The sequence below is a fragment of the Pseudomonas sp. FG29 genome, from assembly GCF_057809355.1.
Genome location: NZ_JBMDJU010000007.1, coordinates 174123 through 199560 on the forward strand (window position 1 = coordinate 174123; position 25438 = coordinate 199560).

28 protein-coding genes are annotated in these 25438 nt (G+C 61.5%); 14 read left to right on the forward strand and 14 right to left on the reverse strand.

All coding sequences use genetic code 11. The features are described from left to right. The first annotated feature begins 17 nt into the window (after positions 1 to 17). From ACODS1_RS10540 to moaE, 4 genes are all read left to right on the forward strand, one after another. On the forward strand, positions 18 to 1409 hold the full coding sequence (locus ACODS1_RS10540) for a PhoH family protein (RefSeq protein ID WP_322980390.1): 1392 nt from the start codon (positions 18 to 20) through the stop codon (positions 1407 to 1409). 148 nt (positions 1410 to 1557) lie between these two features. After that, positions 1558 to 2034, forward strand: a complete 477-nt coding sequence (gene moaC, locus ACODS1_RS10545; RefSeq protein WP_489085610.1) for a cyclic pyranopterin monophosphate synthase MoaC — start codon at positions 1558 to 1560, stop codon at positions 2032 to 2034. Continuing rightward, entirely contained in the window at positions 2031 to 2273 is a 243-nt protein-coding gene (locus ACODS1_RS10550; RefSeq protein ID WP_268178830.1) for a MoaD/ThiS family protein, read from the forward strand. The genes moaC and ACODS1_RS10550 overlap by 4 nt, the downstream gene beginning before the upstream one ends. 108 nt (positions 2274 to 2381) lie before the next feature. After that, positions 2382 to 2837, forward strand: a complete 456-nt coding sequence (gene moaE, locus ACODS1_RS10555) for a molybdopterin synthase catalytic subunit MoaE (RefSeq protein ID WP_489085611.1) — start codon at positions 2382 to 2384, stop codon at positions 2835 to 2837. A 9-nt stretch (positions 2838 to 2846) separates the two neighbouring features. Here the strand turns inward: moaE and ACODS1_RS10560 are convergent, their stop codons facing one another. The 7 genes from ACODS1_RS10560 to ACODS1_RS10590 all read right to left on the reverse strand — a co-directional run bounded on the left by ACODS1_RS10560 (position 2847) and on the right by ACODS1_RS10590 (position 8847). Further along, a complete protein-coding gene (locus tag ACODS1_RS10560) occupies positions 2847 to 3011 on the reverse strand; it encodes a hypothetical protein (RefSeq protein ID WP_322980386.1) in 165 nt (54 codons plus the stop codon). 70 nt (positions 3012 to 3081) lie between these two features. After that, positions 3082 to 3420, reverse strand: a complete 339-nt coding sequence (locus tag ACODS1_RS10565) for a Rieske (2Fe-2S) protein (protein WP_322980385.1) — start codon at positions 3418 to 3420, stop codon at positions 3082 to 3084. 62 nt (positions 3421 to 3482) lie between these two features. Continuing rightward, complete coding sequence (locus ACODS1_RS10570) at positions 3483 to 3881, reverse strand: YbaN family protein (RefSeq protein WP_322980384.1); 399 nt, start codon at positions 3879 to 3881, stop codon at positions 3483 to 3485. Beyond that, on the reverse strand, positions 3874 to 4461 hold the full coding sequence (locus ACODS1_RS10575; protein ID WP_489085612.1) for a biliverdin-producing heme oxygenase: 588 nt from the start codon (positions 4459 to 4461) through the stop codon (positions 3874 to 3876). The genes ACODS1_RS10570 and ACODS1_RS10575 overlap by 8 nt, the downstream gene beginning before the upstream one ends. 99 nt (positions 4462 to 4560) lie before the next feature. After that, on the reverse strand, positions 4561 to 7158 hold the full coding sequence (locus tag ACODS1_RS10580) for a TonB-dependent receptor (protein WP_489085613.1): 2598 nt from the start codon (positions 7156 to 7158) through the stop codon (positions 4561 to 4563). Positions 7159 to 7331: 173 nt separating this feature from the next. Further along, on the reverse strand, positions 7332 to 8216 hold the full coding sequence (locus ACODS1_RS10585) for a FecR family protein (RefSeq protein WP_489085627.1): 885 nt from the start codon (positions 8214 to 8216) through the stop codon (positions 7332 to 7334). A 109-nt stretch (positions 8217 to 8325) separates the two neighbouring features. Further along, entirely contained in the window at positions 8326 to 8847 is a 522-nt protein-coding gene (locus ACODS1_RS10590; RefSeq protein ID WP_322980610.1) for an RNA polymerase sigma factor, read from the reverse strand. Positions 8848 to 9422: 575 nt separating this feature from the next. Here ACODS1_RS10590 and ACODS1_RS10595 point away from each other — a divergent pair. Then, positions 9423 to 10310, forward strand: coding sequence for a ChaN family lipoprotein (locus ACODS1_RS10595; protein ID WP_489085614.1), 888 nt, complete (start codon positions 9423 to 9425; stop codon positions 10308 to 10310). A 273-nt stretch (positions 10311 to 10583) separates the two neighbouring features. Here ACODS1_RS10595 and ACODS1_RS10600 read toward each other — a convergent pair whose 3' ends face one another. From ACODS1_RS10600 to ACODS1_RS10615, 4 genes are all read right to left on the reverse strand, one after another. Next, positions 10584 to 11369, reverse strand: coding sequence for a cyclic nucleotide-binding domain-containing protein (locus ACODS1_RS10600; protein ID WP_322980380.1), 786 nt, complete (start codon positions 11367 to 11369; stop codon positions 10584 to 10586). A gap of 105 nt (positions 11370 to 11474) precedes the next feature. After that, positions 11475 to 11747 carry a TfoX/Sxy family protein gene (locus tag ACODS1_RS10605; protein ID WP_322980379.1) on the reverse strand — a complete coding sequence of 91 codons (273 nt, stop codon included), beginning with the start codon at positions 11745 to 11747 and terminating at the stop codon, positions 11475 to 11477. A gap of 112 nt (positions 11748 to 11859) precedes the next feature. Continuing rightward, positions 11860 to 12204, reverse strand: a complete 345-nt coding sequence (locus tag ACODS1_RS10610; protein ID WP_489085615.1) for a pentapeptide repeat-containing protein — start codon at positions 12202 to 12204, stop codon at positions 11860 to 11862. 86 nt (positions 12205 to 12290) lie between these two features. Then, positions 12291 to 13853 (reverse strand): bifunctional aminoglycoside phosphotransferase/ATP-binding protein, encoded by a 1563-nt coding sequence (locus ACODS1_RS10615; RefSeq protein WP_489085616.1) that lies wholly within the window; start codon positions 13851 to 13853, stop codon positions 12291 to 12293. A gap of 114 nt (positions 13854 to 13967) precedes the next feature. Here ACODS1_RS10615 and mrcB point away from each other — a divergent pair, with 114 nt between their 5' ends. The 3 genes from mrcB to ACODS1_RS10630 are packed head-to-tail and all read left to right on the forward strand — an operon-like array spanning position 13968 to position 17351. Further along, positions 13968 to 16286, forward strand: coding sequence for a penicillin-binding protein 1B (gene mrcB / locus ACODS1_RS10620; protein WP_489085617.1), 2319 nt, complete (start codon positions 13968 to 13970; stop codon positions 16284 to 16286). A 40-nt stretch (positions 16287 to 16326) separates the two neighbouring features. Beyond that, positions 16327 to 17025 carry a tetratricopeptide repeat protein gene (locus ACODS1_RS10625; protein WP_322980375.1) on the forward strand — a complete coding sequence of 233 codons (699 nt, stop codon included), beginning with the start codon at positions 16327 to 16329 and terminating at the stop codon, positions 17023 to 17025. Continuing rightward, positions 17025 to 17351, forward strand: coding sequence for a YqcC family protein (locus tag ACODS1_RS10630; RefSeq protein ID WP_489085618.1), 327 nt, complete (start codon positions 17025 to 17027; stop codon positions 17349 to 17351). Before ACODS1_RS10625 ends, ACODS1_RS10630 begins: the two co-directional genes overlap by 1 nt. A gap of 12 nt (positions 17352 to 17363) precedes the next feature. Here the strand turns inward: ACODS1_RS10630 and ACODS1_RS10635 are convergent, their stop codons facing one another. Then, positions 17364 to 17798 (reverse strand): DUF4124 domain-containing protein, encoded by a 435-nt coding sequence (locus ACODS1_RS10635; RefSeq protein ID WP_489085619.1) that lies wholly within the window; start codon positions 17796 to 17798, stop codon positions 17364 to 17366. 407 nt (positions 17799 to 18205) lie between these two features. On the opposite strand from ACODS1_RS10635, the gene ACODS1_RS10640 reads away from it, so the two are divergent. Then, positions 18206 to 19930 carry an acetolactate synthase 3 large subunit gene (locus ACODS1_RS10640; protein WP_489085620.1) on the forward strand — a complete coding sequence of 575 codons (1725 nt, stop codon included), beginning with the start codon at positions 18206 to 18208 and terminating at the stop codon, positions 19928 to 19930. Between the two features lie 2 nt (positions 19931 to 19932). Next, a complete protein-coding gene (gene ilvN / locus ACODS1_RS10645) occupies positions 19933 to 20424 on the forward strand; it encodes an acetolactate synthase small subunit (protein WP_003243161.1) in 492 nt (163 codons plus the stop codon). A gap of 54 nt (positions 20425 to 20478) precedes the next feature. Here the strand turns inward: ilvN and ilvY are convergent, their stop codons facing one another. After that, complete coding sequence (gene ilvY / locus ACODS1_RS10650; protein WP_489085621.1) at positions 20479 to 21360, reverse strand: HTH-type transcriptional activator IlvY; 882 nt, start codon at positions 21358 to 21360, stop codon at positions 20479 to 20481. Positions 21361 to 21484: 124 nt separating this feature from the next. On the opposite strand from ilvY, the gene ilvC reads away from it, so the two are divergent. From ilvC to msrQ, 4 genes are all read left to right on the forward strand, one after another. Continuing rightward, positions 21485 to 22501, forward strand: a complete 1017-nt coding sequence (gene ilvC / locus ACODS1_RS10655) for a ketol-acid reductoisomerase (protein ID WP_125875246.1) — start codon at positions 21485 to 21487, stop codon at positions 22499 to 22501. A gap of 138 nt (positions 22502 to 22639) precedes the next feature. Then, positions 22640 to 23455 (forward strand): CDP-diacylglycerol--serine O-phosphatidyltransferase, encoded by an 816-nt coding sequence (gene pssA, locus ACODS1_RS10660; protein ID WP_322980370.1) that lies wholly within the window; start codon positions 22640 to 22642, stop codon positions 23453 to 23455. A gap of 67 nt (positions 23456 to 23522) precedes the next feature. Then, positions 23523 to 24533 carry a protein-methionine-sulfoxide reductase catalytic subunit MsrP gene (gene msrP / locus ACODS1_RS10665; RefSeq protein ID WP_489085622.1) on the forward strand — a complete coding sequence of 337 codons (1011 nt, stop codon included), beginning with the start codon at positions 23523 to 23525 and terminating at the stop codon, positions 24531 to 24533. Beyond that, entirely contained in the window at positions 24533 to 25159 is a 627-nt protein-coding gene (gene msrQ / locus ACODS1_RS10670) for a protein-methionine-sulfoxide reductase heme-binding subunit MsrQ (protein WP_489085623.1), read from the forward strand. Before msrP ends, msrQ begins: the two co-directional genes overlap by 1 nt. 82 nt (positions 25160 to 25241) lie before the next feature. Here msrQ and ACODS1_RS10675 read toward each other — a convergent pair. Continuing rightward, the coding region (locus ACODS1_RS10675; protein WP_489085624.1) for a hypothetical protein at positions 25242 to 25438 on the reverse strand (197 nt) is incomplete at its 5' end.

The window sequence follows — 25438 nt, forward strand, 5'->3', positions numbered from 1 at the left end:
CAAGAAGGTGACCGAGTATGGATGACCACGGACGCTCCAAGCCCACCGCTCCAACCCTCTACGCCCTCGACACCAACGTCCTGATCCACGATCCCAACGCCTTGCTGAACTTCGAAGAACACCACGTCGCGATTCCGATGACGGTGCTGGAGGAACTCGACAAGCTGAAATCCGGCAAGCACGGCGTCGCTGCCGAATGCCGCCAGGCGATCCGTCTGATTGACCAGATTCTCGCCGGTGCCGAACCCGAAGACGTCGAGCGTGGCGTTCCCATCCAACGTGGCAAGAGCGGCCCCTGCGGGTTCCTGTCCATTCTCATGAGCAAGAGCGCGGCACCCGTGACCTGGCTGCCGGAAAACCTCAACGACAACAAGATCATCAACCAGTTGGTGGAGCTGAAGTCGCGCAATCCGGGCCTTTCCGTGGTGCTGGTGACCAAGGACATCAACATGCGCCTGAAGGCGCGCGCCTGCGGTATCGATGCCGAGGACTACCACACCGACCAGTTGGTCGACGACGTCTCGCTGTTGTCCAAGGGCTACCACGACCTGCCGGGTTCCTTCTGGGATCGCGTGAGCAAGGTCGAAACGCGCCAGGATCACGGCCGTACCTGGCATCGTGTGCAGCTCACCGACAACTTGCCGGCGGTGCACATCAACGAGTTCATCCTCGATGAACAGGGCTTCGTCGGCTGGATCAAGGCGATCAAGGGCGATGAGCTGGTGATCCTCGACATGCACCAGGAGCCGCTGCTGCATCAGGAGGCCTGGGGCCTGAAACCGCGCGACATCCATCAGGCGCTGGCGCTGTTCGCGCTGCTCGATCCGGACATCCATCTGGTCAACCTGTCCGGCGCCGCCGGCTCCGGCAAGACCATCCTGGCGCTGGCCGCGGCCATCGAGCAGACCATGGTCAGCAAGCGCTACCGGCGCATCATCGCCACCCGCAGCGTACAGGGGCTGGATCAGGAGATCGGCTTTCTGCCCGGCACCGAGGCGGAGAAGATGGAGCCCTGGCTCGGCGCGATTACCGACAACCTCGAAGCACTGCATATGGAGGACGAGAGCACCCACGGCAGCGTCGACTACATCCTGCAGAAGGTGCCGCTGCAATTTAAGTCGCTCAACTACATCCGCGGGCGCAGCTTCCAGCAGAGCCTGATCCTCATCGACGAATGCCAGAACCTCACCCCCCACCAGATGAAGACTATCATCACCCGTGCCGGTAACGGCTCGAAGGTGGTGTGCCTGGGTAACCTGGCGCAGATCGATACACCCTACCTGTCGGCGCCCAGTTCGGGCCTGACCTACCTCACCGAACGCTTCAAGGACTTCCCGCACGGCGTGCACATCACCCTGCAAGGGGTGCCGCGCTCGATCCTCGCGGAGTACGCGGAAACCCATATGTAGCCGTCTTCAGGTCCCTCTTGCTCTTGCTGAAGAGGGGTAATGACAGGCTTGCAAGCCGACGCCCCTGCCCATGGCCGGGGCGTTTTTGTAACTGCCAAATCCTGACCGGCGGGCTTACAATCGGCCGATTATCGCCAGGAGCTTTCCCGTGCTGACCCACCTCGATTCCCAAGGCCGCGCGCATATGGTCGACGTCACCGACAAGGTGACCACCTTTCGCGAAGCCACCGCCGAAGCGCGAGTGCGCATGCTCCCCACCACCCTGCAGATGATCGTCGCCGGTGAGCATCCCAAGGGCGATGTGTTCGCCGTGGCGCGTATCGCCGGCATTCAGGCGGCGAAGAAGACCAGTGATCTGATCCCCCTGTGCCACCCACTGATGCTCACCGGGGTCAAGGTGGAGCTGCGTGCCGAAGGTGATGACTGCGTGCATATCACTGCGCGCTGCAAACTGTCTGGGCAAACCGGTGTCGAGATGGAGGCACTGACGGCCGCCAGCGTCGCTGCGTTGACCATTTATGACATGTGCAAGGCTGTGGATCGCGGCATGGTCATCGAGCAGGTGCGTCTGCTGGAAAAGCTCGGCGGCAAGAGCGGTCACTACAAGCTGGAGGAGCAAGCATGATCCGCGTGCAGTATTTCGCCCGTTACCGGGAAGCCCTGGGCCGCGACGAGGAGCAGGTCAGCGGTGATTTCGTCACCCTCGATGACCTGCGCCTGCATCTGTTGGCCCGTGGTGGCGAGTGGGAAGTCCTCAGCGAGCAGAACCTGATGTGCGCACGCAACCAGGAGCTGTGCAGCCTCGACGAACCGCTGGCCGAAGGCGACGAAGTGGCCTTCTTCCCCACCGTGACCGGCGGTTGATACGGCTGACTGTCGCGGCTGAAGCCCCTCCCACAGATCAGCCTTGTAGGGTGGGCTTCAGCCCACCAATGATTCCGCCAACCGCAGCTCCCATCAAACGAGGCGCCCATGACCATCCGCGTCCAAACCCAGCCCTTCGATCCCGGCACCGAACTCAACGCCCTGCATGCCGCCAACCTCGGCATCGGCGCGGTGGTCACCTTCGTCGGCTACGTGCGTGACTTCAATGAAGGCCGCGAAGTGGCTGGCATGTTCCTCGAGCACTTCCCCGGCATGACCGAGAAGGCCCTGGCCAAGATCGCCGATCAGGCACGCGAGCGCTGGCCGCTGCTGGGTATCGAGATCATCCACCGTATCGGCCGCCTGGAGCCGGGCGAGCCGATCGTTTTCGTCGGTACCAGCAGCGCCCATCGTCAGGCCGCGTTCGACGCCTGCAACTTCATCATGGATTACCTGAAGACGCGCGCACCGTTCTGGAAGAAAGAAGATACCGCCGAGGGCCCGCGTTGGGTCGAGGGCCGGCACAGCGATCAGGACGCCGCACAGCGTTGGCAGCGCGACTGAGACGGTGAATCAGGCCAGCGCCAGGTGCACGCGTAGGGCGATCGGTACCAGCATCATCAGCACGCCAACTCCCAGTATGCGCACGCCCCACTCGTGCTCGCGGAAGTTGAACCCCACGCCCAGCAGCAAAAAGCCGCCAACCAGCAACGCCAGCATCAGGTGGTAGTGATCCATTGCTCATCTCCCGCGCGGTGACTCTGGAATTGAGTCTAGACGCTGGGTTGGCGAGCGGGCCTGACCCGGATCAATATTCGCCGGTCTGATCGGCAGGCATCAGCCAGATGCCTTCGGCGTCTTCACGGCAGGCCAGGGCCTGCAGCGCCTGCCCCGCGCAAGGGCCCGCCACGCATTCACCGGAGTCGATGAGAAACAGCGCGCCGTGGGTGGCGCAGCGGATCAGGCTGGCACTGTCGTCGAGGAACGCGTCGGGCTGCCATTGCAGGCCGACGCCTCGGTGTGGGCAGCGATTGCGGTAGGCATAGACCTGGCCGTCCTTGCGAACGATGAACAATGACAGCGAATCGACGAGAAACCCCCGGCTCTGGCCTTCGGCCAGTGCGTCCGAGGAACATAGGTGAATCATCGCGACCTCCTGGGCTGGAGGGCGATTATCGCGCAGGCCGCACGCATGCGGCCAGGCGAGGTTCAGGGCTTGCGCTTGTCAGGCCTTGACCAGATCCACAGATTACCCAGCGCCATGCCCAGCACCAGTGCATAGAGCCAGTAGCCATGGGGCAGGGTAAGCAGCATCAGCAGCAACCCCAGCAGCATCGACAGGCTCGCGGCGATCTTGGCGCTGCGGCTGATCGTCTTGCCATTGCGCCAGTTGGCCAGCATGGGGCCGAACACGCGGTGGTTCTCCAGCCAGGCACTCAGGCGTGGTGAGCCATGAGCGGCGGCCCAGGCGGCGAGCAAGATGAACTCGGTGGTTGGCAGGCCCGGCACGACCAGACCGACCATGCCGACCCCCAGGCTAATGTAGGCCAGCAGGACGTAGAGCAGCCGTGCCAGTCGCGAGCGTTGCGCCAACGGTTCTTCAGGCATGGGCACTGGCACGGGCATAGCTGTGCTGCAGCAGTTCGGCGAAGCGCTCGAAGGCCGCCAGCGCGCCGGCTTCTGCTTCGGCTTGCTGCGCTTCGCTCAGTGGCAGGGCGTCGAGGCTGCGGGTGAAGCGCTTCCAGCCCTCGGCACGACCACCCGCGGGCTCGCCCAGATGACGCGCGCCGAAGTGCTGATCCAGACCCAGCGCTGCGACGCGCTTGAGCAGGAAGGCGGCGCCGAGCTTGGAGCCTTCGGAGACGAACAGCCAGCCCAACGCGGCGGCCTGCGAGGCGGGCGGTTCGGTCACGGGCAGTGTTTGTGGCACGTCGGTTTCCAGGTCGGCAAGATCGGCAAGTGCCTGTTGCGCCCGGCAGCGTTGGGCCAGGTCATCGAAGAGCTGGTTCAGCTCGGCATCCTGATAGAGCGCCTGCAGTTGCGACTGGAAGAGGTACTGCGCCGCGACGAACGGCGCGAAGTTTTCCCGGCTGGAGAAGGGGTCATGGGCTTTGACGGCCGCGTCGAGACGCTCGTGTACCGCATGAGTCGCCTGATTCAGGCGTTGGGAGAGCAGGGCATTGGACATGGGGGATTCCTTGTGGCTGTGGACATTTTCAACACGGGACATATCAGCGGATAACAACGCTCCGGCTACTCGTGTGCCAGAGCGTTCCCATTGCTTCGCTCAGATATCCCAGACCAGGTTGATGGCGAAGTTGCGTCCCGGCTGGGTCAGGCGTTCGAGGTTCGCCGGGCTGGTCACCGAGGCTTCACCCACGCTGTCATAGCCGCGTACGTCATCCCACAGCCAGTACTGCTTGTCGGTCAGATTGTAGAGGCCGGCGTTGAGCGTCAGATCCTCGCTGAGCTTGTAGTAGCCCGTCAGATCGAGGATGCCGAAGCCCGGCGTGGCGAACTGGCTGGTGGTGCCGTCGGGGATGTTGAAGTTGCTGTCGTCGATGCGTGTCTTGCGCTTGACCAGCGTCCAGCTGAGCAGGCCACCATAGTTCGGCTGGTCGTAGCCCAGGCCGAATACCCCGGTCAGCGGGTTGACGCTGTTGAGCTGCGCGCCGGTATCGTCGTCGCGGCCACGGGCGTAGGCGATCGAACCTTGCGTGTAGAGACCGGGCATGGCGCCGAAGCTGTCCAGGTTCAGGCGCCCCTTGGCCTCGACACCCCGGATGCTGGCATGAGCGATGTTGACGCTCTTGAACGTGGTACCGGTGGTGGCCAGGCTGGCATCTTCGTCGATGAAGTCGCGGTACTCGTTATAGAAGGCCGTGACCTCGAAGCTACCGGCACTGAAGCGACCCCGCAGGCCGCCTTCCACGCCGCGGCTCTTTTCCGGTTCCAGATCCGGGTTGGGCTCGACGGTATAACCGCTCGAGAGGTTCTCGAAGCGACCGTAGAGTGCCTTGGCAGTTGGCGTGCGGAAGCCCTCGGCGTACTGGGCGAAGCCGGTGTAGTGGTCATCGAAGGCGTAGGTCATGCCGAACTTCGGCGAGATGCGGTGCCAGACCTTGTCATCGTCGTCGTAGGCGGTCACCGAACTATTGGCGATGGTGGCGAGAAATTCGTCGGTCAGCTCTGGACGCATGCGCGTGTAGTCATAGCGCAGGCCCGGGGTGAAGCTCCACTGGTTCCAGTGAATCTCGTCCTGGGCGAACAGGCTGTAGGTTTTGATGGTGGGATCCGGGAAGTCGCTCTGTGGCGTCAGGGTATCGGAGGCATTGCTGCTGATGGCGCCAACGCTGGTGCAGTTGGCGCCCAGTACGCGCAGGCAAACGCCGTAGCCTGTGCGCAGGCCGGTGACTTCCTCGCGCTTGAGGGTGGTGCCATAGGTCAGCAGGTTGTCGGTCGCGCCGATGGCGAAGGCCTTGTCCAACTGGGCGTCGAAGACCCACAGACGATCCTTGTAGGTGGTATCCCGATAGCGCATCACGTCGCGGGTCGCCGCACCGGTGAAGAAGTTCTTCGGTACGTAGTGTTCCACCGTGCTCTGGTCGGTCTTGGCCAACTGGTAGTTCAGGCTCCACTTGAGGTTGTCGGCCAGCAGGCTATCGAGCGCCAGGCTGTGTTCCAGGCCGAAGCGTTCGCGGCTGATGGTGTCGTTGCCGTGGCGCGACTCATAGTAGTTGAAACCACTGCCGGCGTTATAGGGGCCGCCTACGGCGCTGAGCTGGTTGGTGTCGCGGTCGTCCTTGTACTTCTCGTAGGTCAGTTGCAGGCGATCCGTGTCGTTGTAGTTCCAGCCCAGCTTGGCCAGCAGGTTGGTGGTGCGGACATCCCCCGGGTTGGCCTCGCTGCGGTTCAGGCCAATGCCGCCGTCGTTGCCATGGGATTCGGTTTCGTGGCCGTTGCGTTGCGACAGGTGCAGCAGGGCATCGAAGTCGCCTTGGCGACCTGCCACGGTGCCTGAGGTCAGCCAGCTCTCGTCCGCCGAGCTGTAGCCGGTCTTGAGACGAGCGCCGACATCCTTGCCGGGCTTGATGATGTCGTCGGCATCCAGGGTGAAGTAGCTGACCGCACCGCCAATGGCGCTGCTGCCATAGAGTGCGGAAGCCGGGCCACGGAGGATTTCCACGCGCTTGACGATCTCCGGGTCGACGTAATTGCGGTGGGTTTGGGCGTAGGGGCCGTTGAAGAAACTGTTGGGAATGTCCACGCCATCGACCTGGGTCAGCACTCGGTCACCATCGATGCCGCGGATGTTGTAGCCGGTGATGCCGGCACGCTGCCCGGCGCCGCCAACCGACACCCCGGGCTCGTCACGCACCAGTTGCTTGATCGTGTTGACGTTGTTGCGGTCCAGATCGGCGCGGCTGCGCCCGCTCACTGTGCTGGCGACCAGATCCGCGTTCTGCGCCTGGCGTGTGGCGGTGATCGTCTGGGGCTGCAGCTCGAGGCTATTGGCGGCCAGGGCGCGATACAGCACGACATTGCGCGGACCTACCGAGCGATAACCCAGGCCACTGCCCACCAGCAGGCGCTTGAGCGCCTGCTCCGCCGGCAGACGACCATTGACCCCGGGCGAAGTAATGCCTTCGGCCAGTTCGGCCGGTAGGCCAATCTGCCACCCCGTTGTGCTGCTGAAGGCATTGAGTGCCTCGGCCAGAGGCTGGCGGCTGATGCTGAACTGGTAGGCGGACTGCGTCTGCACGCTGTCGGCAGCCAGGGCTGCCGATGGCGGGATGGCGCCCAGGGAGATGGAAAGGGCCAGCAGTGTCAGGCAAGCGGGCGCGCGCAGCGGCTGCAGGGCGGTACGGCACAGGGGAAGCGACATGTGAGTGCTCTCGGTCGGTCAGTTGAGTGATTGAAATGCGAATCACTTTCGTTGGCATTTGACTGGACGAACGAGGGCTTACGAATGCGTAAAAAAACTTTCAGAAATCTCTGAAGGGCGACAGAGCCGGGCTCTGTCGAACGTGGCGAGGCTCTCGCTGGCCCTCGCCGGGGTCAGTTGAGCACCAGAACGTGTGGGTACTCGTGCAGATCCAGCGCTGCGATCTGTGCCAGGGAACGCATGGCGCCCAATGGATCATCGAGGCGGTAGTTGGCTGTCACCCTGACGCTACCTGGCTCTGCACGCTGGTCGAGAATCCAGCCAGGGTAGTAACGCTGCAGTTCGGCCAATACCTTTTCCAGCGGGCAGTTTTCGAACACCAGGCGTCCATCCACCCAGGCCAGCTGCTGGCTGCTGCGGCGACGTTCGCCAAAGCCGTCAGGGCCGATACGTATGCTGTCGCCGGCATTCAGACTTACGCGGATGTCGCCGCGCTGGGTGCTCAGGTCGGCTTCACCGTGGCGGACGCTGATTTCCGCTTCGTCCCGCAGGTAGCGTACGGCGAAGGCTGTTCCCCGTACGCTGACGCGCACGGGCCCCGCATCGATCTGGAAAGGGCGCTGCGCATCGGCCGTTACTTCGAAGTAGGCTTCACCGCGTAGCAGTCGCGCCTGGCGCTGTTGGTCGTCGATGTGGCTGGTGAGCAGGGTGTCGGTATTGAGCAGGATGCGCGAGCCATCGCTCAGGCTCAGGTCGCGCTGCTCGCCAGTGCTGGTGGCGTGGTCGGCACGCAGGCGCAGGGGCAGGTCGGTACGCAGGGTCACGCCGAGAGTGAGCAGGACGCAGGCCGCGGCTGCGTAGCGTCGCCAGTGCCGCCGTCGTGTGGGTCTGGTTTGGCGTTGCTCAAGAGCGGCGGCGGCATGGCTGAGCAGGGGGGACTGCCAGGCATGTTGCACACGTTCGAAGGCCCGGCGGTTTTCGTGGCTGGCCTGCAGCCAGATATCGAATTGCTCACGGGTGGCCGCATCCGCATCGGGTAGGCGGATCAGCCAGTCCATGGCTTGCTGCAGACGGATTTCGGCTGCGCGTTGATCAGGGGCGTTCACCGGGCATTCCTGACGAAGGGGGAGCCGATTGTGGAGCAGTCGCGGTCGGATAGGTAGTTCGTCATGATTGCTCCTCGAAGCGGCTGAGCACGCCGATGCAGATGGCCATGATCAGTTTCAGTTCCTTCTGTACCGTACTCGATGAAACGCCGAGTTGCTCGGCAATCTCGGTATAGCTGCAGCCATGCAGGCGGCTGAGGACGAAGATGCGCTGCTGGCGTGGAGTGAGCCGTTCTAGGGCGGTGCCCAGGCGTTCAAGGAGTTGCTTGGCCTGATGCCCTTCCTCCGGGGATGGAGCCTCGCTCGCCACATCCAGCAGGACATTGGCAGGTACGTCTTCGAGTAGTGTGCGCGATCGCATGCGCACATGCCGAAGGTGATCCAGCGCAAGATTGCGCCCGGTCTGGAAAAGAAAGGGCTCCAGGTGGTCGACCTTGTGCAAGCTCAGGGTATGGGCGACGCGCAGGTAGGTGTCCTGCACCAACTCCTCCGCAATACTGGGATTTTTCACCATGCGAACCAGCGTGCGCAGTAGCGGCAGGCGTTGCGCCATGAACACTTTGTCAAGATTGGAACTGCTCACTGACGTCCATCTCGCGAACAAATGATAAATATTATCATTTGTGTCTTTGCCTCGTGCAAGGATTGCTACGTCATCTTGGTGCAAGTGCTTTTCATATGTTTCAGGTCTGTCGTGGCTGACCTTCCCGTCCCTCGAAGCTGGGCGAGACGCCTATCTGGAAGGCTGGGGTTGCGATGAATGATGGCGCTGCGCACCGTCTATGCCGGAGCATCCGGTCTGTCGCCGCTATCTCGAACTGTTCGGCGGTGAGCGGCAGCGTCCCCACCTGGCGAGTGCTGGTGCCGGTACGAGCCGTCTCGGTAGGGACTGATTGACCCACGGCATCGGTACACGACGCTTGAGGCGGTGCTTGGCTGCGCCGTGCTGGTCATGGTGCACGGTTTCAACCTGGCGGCGCGTTGCTGTGATCGCCTATTGTTATTGCACTCGGTGCCACGGCATTGGGTGCGCCCGAACAAGTTTTTCGTGCTGCGGCTCTACGCCTGATGTTGGAGCTGAAGGTCTTGGTCAATAGGCATCTGCAGCGGGGACATCGGTTGGTCGTAGCACGCTGATCGTCACATCTGGAGTCACTCATGCGAAAAACACTGCTGCTGTGCGGCGTACTGCTGCTCGCCGCCTGCCAGAGCCACGGGAGGTTGCCGCCGCCCGCACCGCTCGCGCCACTGGCGCAGGATCACCCCGACTTCGGCATGATCAAGGATCTTGCCACTGGTGAGACGCTTAGCGCCGAGGAGTTGGTCGATCGCCTGGCTGCACTGCCTCGGGTGCTGGTGGGTGAACGTCACGACAATCCGGATCATCATGCCTTGCAGCTCTGGCTGTCTCGCGAGCTGTCGGCGCGTCGTCCGCAAGGCAGTGTGTTGATGGAAATGATCAATCCGGATCAGCAGTCGCGCATCGAGCAGGCTCAGCGCGAGAGGCGCGCGGGACGGACGCTGGCCGATCCGATCGAGTCGCTGGCCTGGCAGCCAGGCTGGAGTTGGTCGCTCTATGGGCCATTGGTGCAACATGAGCTGAGCCAGCCTTATCCATTGCTGGCTGCCAATCTGGATCGTGCCGAGATTCTGGATATCTATCGCAAGCGCCCAACCCTTCAGGGCTCGGCCTCAACGGCCAGCAGCGTTCAGCAACGTCTGCTGGCAGATATTCGCCAGTCCCATTGCGACATGCTGCCGGAGAGTCAGTTGCCCGCCATGCTCGCCGTGCAGCAACAACGAGACCGCCGTATGGCCGAGGCGCTGCTGGTCGCACCGCAGCCGAGCCTTTTACTGGCAGGCGCTTTCCATGCGCGCAAGGATTTGGGTGTGCCCCTGCATCTGGCCGACCTCGGGGCTTCCGCTCGTCAGGCCGTACTGATCCTGGCCGAAGCAGGGCAGCCGGTGGACGCGCGCATGGCCGACTACGTCTGGTATACGGCGGCCATGCCGCAAGAGGATCTCTGTGCCAGCTTGAGACGCTGATCGCGCGCGGTCTGGTTCGAGCGTTTTTTCGACAGGCAAAAAAAGACCCGGCAAAAGCCGGGTCAATAACCGTGATTAGCCTGATGAGGAGATAATCTGAAGAGTCCGACTGAATGGTCTCTTTAGCTTATCGGCTGATCTCGCGACCAGTTGTGGTAATAATAACAATTCTCATTTTGATGTCAACGGCTTTTTGAGAACTTTTCTCATGTTTTCTCAGGTGCCGTTAAAACCAGAAGCCCGGCTTGGTGCCGGGCTTCGTATGGGGCGGGTTCAGCTACGTAGCTGGGTGACTTCCTTGTTCAGCAGATCGATGCGGCGCGCCATGCTCTCGATCAGGCTGTGAGCGATGCGGGGATTGCTCTGCATCAGACTGAGGAACTGCTCCTTGGGAATCACCATGACCGTGCAGGGTTCGCTGGCTACCACGGTGGCGCTGCGTTTCTCCCGAGTGAAGACCGCCATGGCCCCGAAGATCTCGTCCTTCTGCACGTCGCCGACCTTCTGCCCATCGACATAAGCCTCGGCATGACCTTCGATGATGATGAACACATGATCGGCATCGTCGCCCTGGTGGATCAGCTCTTCACCCGCGGCGAAATGCTGGAAGCCGGTGGCCGGACGAATCTCGGGCTGCTTGAGGCGTGCCAGCGCATCGGAGAGCAGGGCCGTGTGTCCGATCAGGTAATGGATGAATTGTTCCTGGCGTTGCTCGCTGGCATGGATGTGCTGGAACACTTCGCTACGCGAATAGGGAATCAGGCTGATGGGCTCTTCGCTGCTGTAACGGCAACTGGGCAGCTCGATGCCCTGGCGCAGGCCCACCAGATCGCCTTCGTGCAGGTAGAACAGCGGGCGTTCGTCGACCAGTGCATGCAACAGGCCGCTTTCGATGATGAACAACTGGTTGCCTGGTAGTGCCTGGCTAAGGTCGTCCACGCGATCGAGGCGCAATGGTTCGCCGATGGGTTTCAGCCCTTCCAGCAAGTGAGCGGGGATGCTCTGCAGGCGGTTGATCAGCTGATCGGCGTAAGCCGGTTGCTCCCCGAGTAAATACATGACCGTAATTCCTTGAACTGGCTGGGCTGTCTGAACGTACGAACGTCCCTGAAACAATAGGCTGTGGCGCTTGTGCCGGCAATCCTCCCGAGTGCGGGTTGTGAGCTATCTCTTGTTGTTTTGCGAGGATTCTTCCAGTTGTCCGTTGAGCTGGGCCTTGTGCGCATCGGGCAGTTCGCTCCAATGCACGCCCAGAAGCGCGCCCTCGATGGCATACAGCAAGACTTTGGATGCTCGGAAGCCCCGTGCGCGTACGGCACGATAGGCACCGACGGCTCCATAGCGGCGCAGGTCGCTGGCGCTGTGGATGCCGACGGCATGGAGCCACTGCGCCGAAGTCTTGCCCAGGTTCTTCAAATGCTGCAGTTCGTCGTTCATGGGGCCTCCCTGCGTGGGGTTGCGTACGTATGGGCGGGCCGAGGTGTCGGCTGGAGTGTGCCCATGTGGCACGAAAACCCGTGTGACGTGGTGGTGCGTTGCATGAGTTCGGCTATTTGGTGCGATAGCGCAGGCGCGTGCCGAAGTTCACCGACATGAGAATTTCGTCGGCGGTCAAATCGACAGGGAAGTAGGCCCCGGAGATCTGCGCATGGGCCAGGCTCGCACCCTCGATCTTGGAATAGCGAAAATCCAGGCCGCGCAGATCCGCGCCGCGGAAGTAGGCATCGGTGAAATTGACGCCTTCGGTGTCCATGTTGCGCAGGTCAAGACCGCGGAAGTCACCGCCGGAAAGATCGACTTCGCCATCCCTGGGTTTCTGTGCATTGAACCCCTTGATGTCGTCGTTGTGCAGCAGGCGGTAAAGCGGATGGTCAAGCTGACGTGGCTGTCTCATGGCGGGTACCGGTGACGGACTCACCGGAAGTATAGAAGGCGCGGCGTACTTTGCCCGGTACGCCGCGCCAGTGAAGCGGCGAGGCGTCAGATACCCGGCAGCTTCTGCCGGATCCGCTCGATCAGGCTGTCCAGGCTGGCGCTCTCGTTGGTATCCACCCGCCCGCTATGCAACTGCTCCTCGACTTCCAGTGGCTCACGCGCTGCCTGTTGCGCCTCGATGACGGCCATCGTCGCGTCGGATGGATCGCGTCCTTCGCTTTGGCGCTGGCTCAGCCAGGCTGCAATGACGGCATCCGGTGCGTGGCAGTCGAGAATGAGGAAGGGCGCGCCGCTTTCTTCTGCTGCCTGGCAGGCCGCCTGGCGCTGCGCAGTCTTGAGATAGGTGGCGTCGATGACCACCGGGAAGCCGGCGTGCAGTACCTCGCGCGCCAGTTCATGCAGGCGCCCGTAGGTCGCCTGGCTGGCGTCTGCGCTATAGATACCGCTCTGCAGTTGGCCTGTATGGGCCGTATCCTGCTCGCCGAACAGGCGTTTGCGCTCGACATCAGAACGCAGGCGAATGGCGCCCAGCGCCTCGACCAGGCGCATGGCGACGTGGCTCTTGCCGACGGCGGATACGCCATGGGTGATGGCCAGGAAGGGCGTCGGGATGGCGCTGTAGCTTTCCGCCAGCGCGGCGTAGGCGCGATACTGGCGCAGGATCACCGCTCGTTGTACCGAGTCCTGTTCCTGGCCCAGGCGGAACAGGCTGACCTTGCCACGTACCATGGCGCGGTAGGCCTTGTAGAAGTTCAGCAGTTCCAGGCTCTGGTAGTCACCGGTCTGCTCCAGCCAGGAACTGATGAAACGACGCGCCATGCACTTGAGCCCGCGATCCTCGAGATCCATGGCGAGGAAGGCGGCGTCCGAAGCGATGTCGATCAGGCGAAATGGCTCGTTGAATTCGATGCAATCGAACAGCACCACCTGGCCGTCGATCTGCGCGACGTTACCCAGATGAATGTCACCATGGCATTCGCGGATGAAACCTTGCGCCTTGCGTTCGGTCAGCAGCGGCTCAAGGCGTTCATAGCTGGACTGGGCCCAGGCTTCCAGCGCTTCCAATTGCTGCAGGTCGGCCTTGTCGCTGAGCATCGGGCGAATCTGGTCGAAGTTCTGCTGCACCGGTTCCATCACTACTTGCGGAGTCCCCAACGGGTGATCCTGTGCGACCTGCGGGGCGTTCAGATGAAAACGTGCGATCTGATCGGCGAGCGCGTCGATGTGACGCTCATCCAGTTCACCGCGCGCCTGGATGGCGCTGAGCAGTTGATCCTGCGGAAACTGACGCATCTTCAGGGCATATTCGATGGCCGGGCCTTCGCCACCCAGGCTAGGCGCCTGCTCGCTGCCACAAATAGGCAGCACTTCCAGGTAGAGGTCGTCAGTCAGGCGCTGGTTCAGGCGCAGTTCTTCCTCACAGAAATGCTGGCGTGCCGACAGCTCGGTGAAGTCGAGAAAACCGAAATTGACTGGCTTTTTGAACTTGTAGGCATAGGGGCCGGTGAGCAAAACCCAGGAAATGTGGGTCTCAATCACGCGAAACCCTTCCACCGGATGAGGGTAGAGGGCCGGGTTCTGTAGCGCGGCAATCAGGCTTTGGCTCACGTTCGATCCTTGTCATTACGCTGTTAGAGCTCGGCATTATGGCCGCTGCGAACGGCCATGCAAACCATCCGGGCAGCCCTGCTGGCCTCCAGGTAAAGTGCGTATAATCCCGCCATGACTCGAAAACGCTCCCCCCGCTCAAGCAAGAAATCCCGCTCCTCCGGTTTGCGCCCCTGGCTCGCCTGGGGATTCAAACTCGGTCTCGTCGGCCTGGTTGTCCTCGCCGGCTTCGCCGTTTACCTCGATGCCGTGGTGCAGGAAAAATTCTCCGGCAAGCGCTGGACCGTTCCGGCCAAGGTCTATGCCAGGCCGCTGGAGCTGTTCGTCGGACAGAAACTGAGCAAGGACGATTTCCTGCGCGAGCTCGATGCGTTGGGTTATCGCCGCGAAAGCAGCGCGAGCGGCCCAGGCGCCGTGGCGGTCGCAGGCAACACCATCGATATGTACAGCCGTGGCTTTCAGTTCTACGAGGGCACCGAGCCTGCTCGGGCAATCCGCGTGCGCTTCTCTGGTGATTACGTTGCCGGCCTGACCCAGGCCGGCGGTGCCAATCTCGCCGTGGCGCGACTGGAACCCATGCTGATCGGCGGGTTGTACCCGGCGCATCAGGAAGACCGCATCCTGATCAAGATCGACCAGGTGCCGGCCTACCTGATCGATGCGCTGGTTGCCGTGGAAGATCGCGATTATTTCGAGCACTTCGGCGTGTCGCCCAAGGGCATTGCCCGTGCCATCTGGATCAACGCCACGTCCGGGCGTCTGGTGCAGGGGGGCAGTACCCTGACCCAGCAGTTGGTCAAGAACTTCTACCTGACCAACGAGCGCACCCTTCTGCGCAAAGCCACCGAAGCCATGATGGCGGTGCTGCTCGAGTTGCATTACGACAAGCGGGAAATTCTCGAGGCGTACCTCAACGAGGTGTTCCTCGGTCAGGACGGCCAGCGCGCGATCCATGGTTTCGGCCTGGCCAGCCAGTATTTCTTCAGTCAGCCGATTTCCGAGTTGAAGCTGGAGCAGGTCGCGCTCCTGGTGGGCATGGTCAAGGGGCCGACCTACTTCAACCCCAGACGTAACCCCGAGCGCGCGATGACTCGGCGTAACCTCGTGCTCGACCTGCTCGCCGAACAGGGCTCGATCACGCCTGAAGAGGCCGCCGCTGCCAAGCAAAAGCCCCTGGGTGTGACGCAGCGTGGCAGCATGGCCGACAGCTCCTTCCCGGCCTTCCTCGATCTGGTCAAGCGCCAACTGCGTGAAGACTATCGCGAGGAAGACCTGACCGAGGAAGGCCTGCGCATCTTCACCAGCTTCGACCCCATCCTGCAGCTCAAGGCCGAGGAGGCGCTCACCGAGTCGCTGAAGCGTCTGGCCGGGCGTAAAGGGGTGGATGAGGTGCAGGCCGGCATGGTCGTGACTAACCCCGAAACCGGTGAGATTCAGGCACTGATCGGCAGTCGCCAGCCACGCTTCGCGGGGTTCAATCGTGCTCTCGATGCCGTGCGTCCCATCGGCTCGCTGGTCAAGCCGGCCATCTACCTGTCGGCGCTGGAGCGACCGAGCCAATACACGCTGACCAGCTGGCTGGAGGATGAGCCGTTCTCCGTCAAGGGGCAGGATGGCCAGGTCTGGACGCCGCAGAACTACGACCGCCAGGCCCATGGCTCCATCTTTCTGTATCAGGGGCTCGCTCACTCCTACAACCTGTCGACGGCCAAGCTCGGCCTGGAAATCGGTGTGCCCAATGTCCTCAAGACCCTTCAGCGAATGGGGATGAAGCGAGAGTGGCCGGCTTATCCGTCGATGTTGCTCGGGGCGGGGGCGTTGACCCCGATGGAAGTGGCGGACATGTACCAGACGCTGGCCAATGGCGGTTTCAATACCCCGCTGCGTGGCATTCGCAGTGTGCTGACGTCCGATGGCCAGCCGCTGGGCCGCTATCCGTTCAAGATTCAACAGCGCTTCGATCCCGGCGCCATCTACCTGGTGCAGAACGCCATGCAGCGCACCATGCGCGAAGGTACCGGACGCTCGGTTTACAGCCAGTTGCCCAGCTCGCTCAACCTGGCCGGCAAGACCGGCACCAGTAACGACTCGCGTGACAGCTGGTTCGCAGGCTTCAGTCAGGATCTGCTCGCCGTGGTCTGGCTCGGCCGCGACGATAATGGCCCGACCCCGTTGACGGGGGCGACCGGCGCGCTGCAGGTCTGGACCGGCTTCATGCGCAAGGCTGATCCGTTGCCGCTGGACATGCCGATGCCGGACAACGTGACCATGGCCTGGGTCGATCGTACGACCGGGCAGGGCTCGGCTTCCGGCTGCCCTAACGCGGTACAGATGCCTTATATTCGCGGCAGTGAGCCAGCGCCCGGAGCCGGCTGTGGCATCCAGGCGCCGGTCGACTCGGTGATGGACTGGGTGCGCGGTTGGCTGCAATGACCGGCTGGCTGCCTTCACCCTTACTTGAAGAGGATTGGATGTGAACAAGAAGTGGCTTGTCGCCCTGCTGGCAACGACGGCTCTTGCAGGTTGTAGCACGGTGCCGCGTGGCTCGATTCCGGTGGTCGATGCCGGCACGCCGTTGTCGGCCGGCAGCATCGCCGGCTCTAGTGCTCCCACACCTGCTGCGGCCCAGCCGCGGCAGATCGAGGAGGACTCCGGCGTAGTGGTGATGGTGCCGCAAGGCGCTGTTTCGTCGCCGCTGCAGACCGGGCCGCAAGCCGCTCCCTCGAGTGGTGGTCTGACCTTCGACGAGCCGCCGGTGAGCAGCGGCCAAGGCAGTTTCTCTGCGTCTCCTGCTCCCAGTGCGCCGAGCGGCATCCCCAGTGGCGGTGGCCTGGCTGCAGACGAACAACTGGATGGTCCGGTGCTGGCGCTGCTGACCACCGCACAGCAGCAGCAGGGCGGCGGTGACCTCAATGGCGCTTCCTCCAGTCTCGAGCGTGCCCAGCGCATTGCCCCGCGTGAGCCGCAGGTGCTCTATCGACTGGCCGAGGTACGCTTGGCACAGGGCGATGCGGCGCAGGCCGAGCAATTCGCGCGACGCGGCCTGACCTATGCCTCGGGTCGTCCGGCGCTGCAGGCCAGTCTGTGGAATCTCATCGCGCAGGCGCGTGAGCGTCAGGGCGATGCAGCCGGTGCTGCGCAGGCGCGTGAGCAAGCGCGGGTCAGTCTGTAATGGATGAACGTGCCTCGCAGGTCGCCGATCAACTGTTGTTGATCGAGCGTGAGCTACGTCAGTTGGGCTGGTGGCAGAGCGAGGCGCCGAGCGCCGAGGCGCTGGCCAGCCAGACGCCTTTCTGCGTCGATACCCTGGCGTTCGAGCAGTGGCTGCAATGGATTCTTCTGCCGCGGATGAAGGTGCTGCTGGAGAGCGGTGCTCCGCTGCCTGCGGTGTCCGGCATCAAGGCGATGGCTGAGATGGCCTATCGCGAGCAGCCCGTCAAAGTGCGGGGGCTGCTCGATGTGCTTGGTGAGTTCGATCGTGTGCTGACGCGTGCCTGAGCCTGCAAGCGTTTAGCGACAGGTCTCGTCGATGGACTTTTTCAGCTCGGTGATGCGCTGCTGACGCTCGTCTTCACCGATGCGGCGCAGCTCACCATTGTCGCCCTCGATTCTGACGCGAGGGTTGTTCTCCAGTTGCGCGAGGTTGGTACGTGCACTTTCGCAGTACTTCTTGCGTTCGGCCTCTTGCTTGGCGACCTGATCCTTGACCTGATCGTCGATCGCTTTCTGCTGGGCGTCGTCCGAAGCTGGCGGTGTTGTCAGGGCGGGCGCCGGCGCACGGGGCGGTGGCGTTGCGGTGTTGATGGACGTGGCGTCCTGGCCCTGCGGCGGCTGTGCGCCAAAGTGGGTGACGCCCTGGTCGTCCACCCACTTGTAGATCTGGCTGGCCATGGCGGAAGTGCTCAGGGCGAGCAACAAACTGCCAGTGAGGATCATGAGGCGCATGCTGTTTCCTTTCTTAGAGAGCCGCGGGACTGCTGGTTACTATAACCAAAAGCCGCCATTGTTCATCCTGCGCTGTGTCACAGGTGAGGATCGTTGGGTGGCGCTGCACGCATCGCTTGACTTGCCAGCGGCTAACCCGAACAATCGCCATTCCATCGCAGTGGAGTCCGCCGCAAGCGTCCTCCAGCTCGGTGCAAAGAGGCGCTATCCGTGCCGAACCGTGACACCCGCAACGCGTTACCTCGCGCTGGGAGGGTCAGCCCCGCAAGACCATGGGCTGCTCCGTTACTCGTCAAGCTGATGTTCCGAATCCACGATCACCATCGTGCATGTCCGCTGACAGTAAGACCTACTTAAAGGGCCGCTCGTCTGTCGGGTGGCACACTGGCGTTCAAGAGGTGAAAAACGTGGAGCTCTTATCTGGCGCTGAAATGGTCGTCCGCTTCCTGCGTGACGAAGGCGTTAAGTACATCTATGGGTACCCGGGCGGTGCCCTCCTGCATATCTACGATGCCCTGTTCAAAGAGCCGGAAGTGACTCACGTCCTGGTTCGTCACGAGCAGGCCGCGACCCACATGGCAGATGGTTATGCCCGCGCTACCGGCAAGGCCGGCGTGGTGCTGGTAACCTCCGGCCCGGGTGCGACCAATGCCATCACCGGTATCGCCACGGCTTACATGGACTCGATTCCCATGGTCGTGATTTCCGGTCAGGTGCCGAGCAACATGGTCGGTACCGATGCCTTCCAGGAAACCGACATGGTCGGTATTTCCCGTCCGATCGTGAAGCACAGCTTCATCATCAAGCACCCGTCGGAAATTCCCGAGGTGCTGAAGAAGGCGTTCTATCTCGCTGAATCCGGCCGCCCCGGCCCGGTCGTGGTCGACATTCCGAAGGACATGGGCGATCCGACCCAGAAGTTCGAGTACGTCTATCCGAAGAAGGTCAAGCTGCGCTCCTACAGTCCGGCCGTGCGTGGCCACTCCGGGCAGATCCGCAAGGCGGCCGAGATGCTGCTGGCCGCCAAGCGTCCGGTGATGTACTCCGGTGGCGGCGTGATCATGGGCAATGCCTCCGCGCCCCTGACCGAGTTGGCGCAGATGCTCAATCTGCCGGTGACCAACACCCTGATGGGCCTCGGTGGCTACCCGGGTACCGATCGCCAGTTCCTCGGTATGCTCGGCATGCACGGCAGCTACACCGCCAACCTGGCGATGCACCATGCTGACGTGATCCTGGCTGTCGGTGCGCGCTTCGATGACCGCGTGATCAACGGCGCGGCCAAGTTCTGCCCGAACGCCAAGATCATCCACATCGACATCGACCCGGCTTCGATTTCCAAGACCATCAAGGCCGACATCCCGATCGTTGGCCCGGTGGACAGCGTGCTGACCGAAATGGTCGCCATCCTCAAGGAAATCGGTGAAACCCCGAACAAGGAAACTGTTGCCAGCTGGTGGAAGCAGATCGACGAGTGGCGCGGTAGCGGCCGTCTGTTCCCTTACAACGAGGGTGACGGTTCGATCATCAAGCCGCAGACGGTGATCGAGACTCTGTGCGAAGTGACCAGGGGCGATGCCTTCATCACCTCCGATGTTGGTCAGCACCAGATGTTCGCCGCACAGTACTACCGCTTCAACAAGCCCAATCGCTGGATCAACTCCGGTGGCCTGGGCACCATGGGTTTCGGTTTCCCCGCCGCGATGGGCGTCAAGATGAACTTCCCGGAAGCCGACGTGGCTTGCGTGACCGGCGAAGGCAGCATCCAGATGAACATCCAGGAGCTGTCGACCTGCCTGCAGTACGACCTGCCGGTGAAGATCGTCAACCTGAACAACGGCGCGCTCGGCATGGTTCGTCAGTGGCAGGACATGCAGTACAGCAGTCGCTACTCGCACTCCTACATGGAGTCGCTGCCTGACTTCGTCAAGCTGGCGGAGGCTTATGGGCATGTAGGCATGCGCATCACCGAGCTCAAGGATCTCAAGCCGGGTCTCGAAGAGGCCTTCGCACTGAAGAATCGCCTGGTGTTCCTCGATATCGCGGTGGATACCAGCGAGCACGTCTACCCGATGCAGATCCGGGATGGCGCAATGCGTGACATGTGGCTGAGCAAGACGGAGCGTACCTGACCATGCGACACATCATTTCCCTGCTGCTGGAAAACGAGCCGGGCGCACTGTCCCGCGTGGTCGGTCTGTTCTCCCAGCGTAACTACAACATCGAAAGCCTCACCGTTGCGCCGACCGAGGATCCGACGCTGTCGCGTCTGACCCTGACCACGGTCGGTCATGACGAGGTGATCGAGCAGATCACCAAGAACCTCAACAAGCTGGTCGAGGTGGTCAAGCTGGTCAACCTGTCGGAGAGCGCCCATATCGAGCGCGAGCTGATGCTGGTGAAGATCAAGGCCACTGGCGCCCAGCGTGCCGAGGTCAAGCGCACCACCGACATCTTCCGCGGCCAGATAGTGGATGTGACCAGCAGCGTCTACACCGTGCAGCTGACCGGTACCAGCGACAAACTGGACAGCTTCATCCAGGCCATCGGCACCGCGTCGATTCTGGAAACCGTGCGCAGTGGTGTCACCGGCATCGCTCGAGGCGACAAGGTACTGAGTATCTGATCGCTGTGGTTGCAGAGAGCCCCGCCTGGTGCGGGGCTTTTTATTGCCTGAGATTCAGCGCTGGCGATTCCAGAAGGCGGCGATCAGTGGATCCTTGAGGCGCTTCTCCAGCGCGAACAGGCCAATGTCATAAGCCGTCAGTGGTGGCTGGATGTCGTAGATGCGAATGCGGGCGGTCAGAGGGCTGTTGTCCAGCACGATCTGCGGCACCACGCCGATACCGAAACCCAGGCTGACCATGCTGACGATCGCTTCGTTACCGCTGACCTGGGCATAGATGCGCGGCTTGATGTTGTGGTGTTTGAGCCAGCGGTCGGTGCGCGTTCTGGCCAGGCCCTCCTCGGAGAGAATCATCGGTACGTCCCTCCAGCTCTCTGCCGTCGGCTGCCGCAGTTGTTCCTCACTCAGCAACTGTGGGGCTTGAGGGCCGATGAAGCGCAGCTCCGAGCGAGTGATCGACTGAAATTCCACGCCTGCCGGCAGGGTGTCTGGCCTGGCGCCGATGGCCAGATCTTCCTGGCCTTGCTGCACGCGCTCGACGGCTTTGGCCGGGTCGCCGGTATGCAGTTTCATTTCGATGCGTGGGTAATCCTGGCGAAAACTGCTGAGGATGTCATAGAGGAAGCTGTAGCTCGCGGTCACCGAACAATACAGGGACAGCTCGCCATGCAGGCTTTGCTGATCCTGCATGAAGGTCTGGCGTATGGCTTGCCAACCATTCATCACCTCGCTCGCGTATTCACGAAACTGCTGGCCCTCACGGGTCAGGCGAACCGAGCGGTTGTCACGCAGGAACAGGGGCGCGCCGAGTTCCTCCTCGAGCTGCTTGATGCTGCGGCTCAGTGCAGAAGGGCTGACGTGCTGTTCGCGGCTGGTCTTGCCGAAGTGCAGGTTGTCTGCCAGGGAGAGAAAGAGCCTGAGGGAGTGGCTGTCCATTTTTGTTTCACATATCGGCACGTTGTGTTGCAAATATATCATTTTACGCAATGGATAAGATCACATAAGGTGCTTGCGTCGCGGTGCTTGCACCCATCCCTTTCGATTCAAAAGAGCCAAGAACATGAAAGTTTATTACGACAAAGATTGCGACCTCTCCATCATCCAGGGCAAGAAAGTCGCCATCATCGGTTATGGCTCCCAGGGCCACGCTCAGGCCTGCAACCTGAAGGATTCCGGCGTTGACGTCACCGTGGGTCTGCGTAAAGGCTCCGCCACCGTTGCCAAGGCCGAAGCTCATGGCCTGAAAGTGGCCGACGTTGCCACTGCCGTTGCTGCTGCCGACCTGGTCATGATCCTGACCCCGGACGAGTTCCAGGGCCAGCTGTACAAGAACGAGATCGAGCCGAACATCAAGAAGGGCGCTACCCTGGCCTTCTCCCACGGCTTCGCTATCCATTACAACCAGGTCGTGCCGCGTGCCGACCTCGACGTGATCATGATCGCGCCGAAGGCCCCGGGCCACACCGTACGTACCGAGTTCGTCAAAGGCGGCGGTATCCCTGACCTGATCGCCGTTTACCAGGACGCCTCCGGCAATGCCAAGAACGTTGCCCTGTCCTACGCCTCGGGCGTTGGCGGCGGCCGTACCGGCATCATCGAAACTACCTTCAAGGACGAGACCGAGACCGACCTGTTCGGTGAGCAGGCCGTTCTCTGCGGCGGTACTGTCGAGCTGGTCAAAGCCGGTTTCGAAACCCTGGTCGAAGCTGGCTACGCGCCGGAAATGGCCTACTTCGAGTGCCTGCACGAGCTGAAGCTGATCGTCGATCTGATGTTCGAAGGCGGTATCGCCAACATGAACTACTCGATCTCCAACAACGCCGAGTACGGTGAGTACGTCACCGGTCCGGAAGTGATCAACGCCGAATCCCGTGCTGCCATGCGTAACGCTCTGAAGCGCATCCAGAACGGCGAATACGCCAAGATGTTCATCACCGAGGGTGCTGCCAACTACCCGTCGATGACTGCATATCGCCGCAACAATGCCGCTCACGGCATCGAAGTGGTCGGTGAGAAGCTGCGTGCGATGATGCCGTGGATCGCAGCCAACAAGATCGTCGACAAGACCAAGAACTAAGGTCTGCGATGTGCGAAAGAACGCGGCTTTATGCCGCGTTTTTTCATTATTGGGCAGTGCTTCTGGTATAAAGCCTGGGCGTCGGCGCCGCTGCGAGCGCTGCCGACCATTCTTCAAATCCGTAGCAAGGTGTTGTTCATGAGTGAAGGTCACGAAGAGCCGAAGCGGGCGGGCGAGGATATCGAAAGCCTGCTGCCCATCGACGAGCATGTGGAAGAAGGGCACGACGCCGAGGGGCGCAAGGTGCGTCATCGCGGGATCTACCTGCTACCGAACCTGTTCACCACGGCCAATCTGTTCGCCGGTTTCTACTCCATCATCAATTCGATGAACGGCAACTTCTACGTCGCTGCGGCGACCGTATTTGTAGCCATGGTGCTCGACAGTCTGGACGGCCGAGTCGCGCGCCTGACCAACACGCAAAGCGCATTCGGTGCCGAATACGATTCGCTTTCCGATATGGTCGCTTTCGGCGTCGCCCCGGCACTGCTCGCATTCGAGTGGGCATTGGGCAGCATGGGCAAGGTCGGCTGGATGGTCGCCTTCATCTATGTGGCCGGCGCCGCGTTGCGCCTGGCGCGCTTCAATACCCAGATTGGCAGCGTCGACAAGCGCTACTTCATCGGCTTGGCCAGCCCGGCAGCTGCCGGTGTTGTTGCCGGTACTGTCTGGGCGTTCAGCGATTTCGGTATCCAGGGTTCCAATATGGCTTTCCTTGTGGCGCTGCTGGTCGCTGCAGCGGGATGCCTGATGGTCAGCAATATCAAGTACTACAGCTTCAAGGATCTCGATCTGAAGGGGCGCGTGCCATTCGTGGCCATCCTGGTCGTGGTGCTGGTGTTTGCGGTGGTGTTCAGTGACCCGCCACGCATCCTGTTGCTGATTTTCCTGGCCTACGCCGTTTCCGGTCCTATTCAGTACCTGTTGCAATTGCGCCGCCGTAAAACGGTATGACGCTGTAATTTCTTCCCTGTCCCGTGGTCTACAGTTCGTTTCTCAAACCGTAGACCACGGAGTCACCATGCTCATCCGCGTCCCTTCTCCCTCTCGGTCCCTTGAGTCCGAAGTCACCCCCGAGTCCGTCTATCTTTCCCGGCGCAAGCTGATGCAAGGCTCACTGGCCCTGGCGGGAATGGCAGCCATGCCGGCCTGGGTGCACGCGGACACGCCTGGCAGTTACGCCGATGTGGAGTCGGCCAAGGCTCCGGCCTGGTTCGAAGAAAAGCTTCCCGGTACTCGATGGCAGGCCGTTCGTGCTGAAGGCGAGAGCATTACGCCCTTCAAGGATGCGACGCACTACAACAACTTCTATGAGTTCGGCACCGGCAAGGGTGATCCGGCCGCCAATGCCGGCAAGCTGCAGGTCGAGCCATGGACGGTGATGGTCGACGGTGAGGTGGGTAAGCCAGGGCGCTATGCCATCGAAGACCTGGTCAAGCCGCATGCCTTCGAAGAACGCATCTACCGGCTGCGCTGTGTCGAAGCTTGGTCCATGGTCATTCCCTGGCTGGGATTTTCTCTGGCGGATTTGCTCAAGCAGGTAGAGCCCACCTCGGCGGCTCGTTATGTCCGTTTCGAGACGCTAGTCGATGCGCAGCGCATGCCCGGACAGCGCTCAGGCTTTTCACTGATCGATTGGCCCTATGTAGAAGGCTTGCGTCTGGATGAGGCCATGCATCCACTCGCCTTCATGGCTGTTGGTATGTACGGCCGCGTATTGCCAGGGCAGAACGGGGCTCCTCTGCGCTTGGTCGTACCCTGGAAGTATGGCTTCAAGAGCATCAAGTCCATCGTGCGCATCAGTCTGGTTGCAGAAGCGCCGAAGACCACCTGGGAGCGTATCGCCCCTAATGAGTACGGCTTCTATGCGAACGTCAATCCGCAGGTCGATCATCCACGCTGGTCGCAGGCGACCGAACGACGTTTGCCCAGCGGGTTGTTCAGCCCAAACATCGTCGATACGCGCATGTTCAATGGCTACGACGAAGTGGCCGAGCTCTATGCCGGTATGGATTTGAAGAGGTATTACTGATGCGCTATCGGTTCTGGCGCATCGCTGTTTTCATCGCTGCAGCGATACTGCCTCTGTATTGGTTGTATTGCGCGTCCGTCGGGCTCCTGAGTCCTGATCCTGGCAAGGTGCTTGTGGACAATCTCGGTCTCGGCGGTTTGATTCTGCTGCTGATCACGTTGGCGATGACCCCTTTGCAGCAGCTGACCCGGTGGGGAGGCTGGATCGCGGTACGGCGCCAGTTGGGATTGTGGTGTTTTGCTTATATTGCCTTGCACCTGGCGGGCTATGCGCTGTTCATTGCGGGGCTGCGGCTGGATCGGGTTGCACATGACCTGTATGAGCGTCCCTACATCATTGTTGGTGCGTTGGCGTTTGCGGGATTGCTGGTGTTGGCGCTGACGTCCAATCGCTTCAGCATCAGGCGACTTGGGCGCAGATGGAAGGCGCTGCATCGTTCGGTCTATGTCATCTTGCTTCTGGCGCTGCTGCATATGCTTTGGGTGGTACGCGCTGATCTGAGCGAATGGCTGGTCTATGCGCTGGTCGGGGGCTGCTTGCTTTCGGTTCGTGTGCCTTATCTGGCTGCTGCGGTTCAGCGCTTGGGTGGCCGCTGGCGGGAAAATCCGAAGAAAATTGAAATATAAGCTTGACGCGCAATCTGCTGGATGTAGAATGCGCGCCACTTCAGCGATGAAGCGCTTCAAAAACTTCTTGTTAATCAATAAGTTAAGTTGAATGAGGGGCTTGCAAAGCTGGAATTGGCGTGTAGAATGCGCGTCGGTCGACAGGGTGGTGGTTTGATTCTGTTGGTGGTTCGGTCAGGTGGATCGAAAGCGGTAGAAAAGAGGTGTTGACAGCGGTTTTGAAAGCTGTAGAATGCGCCTCCCGCTGGAGAGAAGAAGCTCTGATCGAAAGCGCAAGTG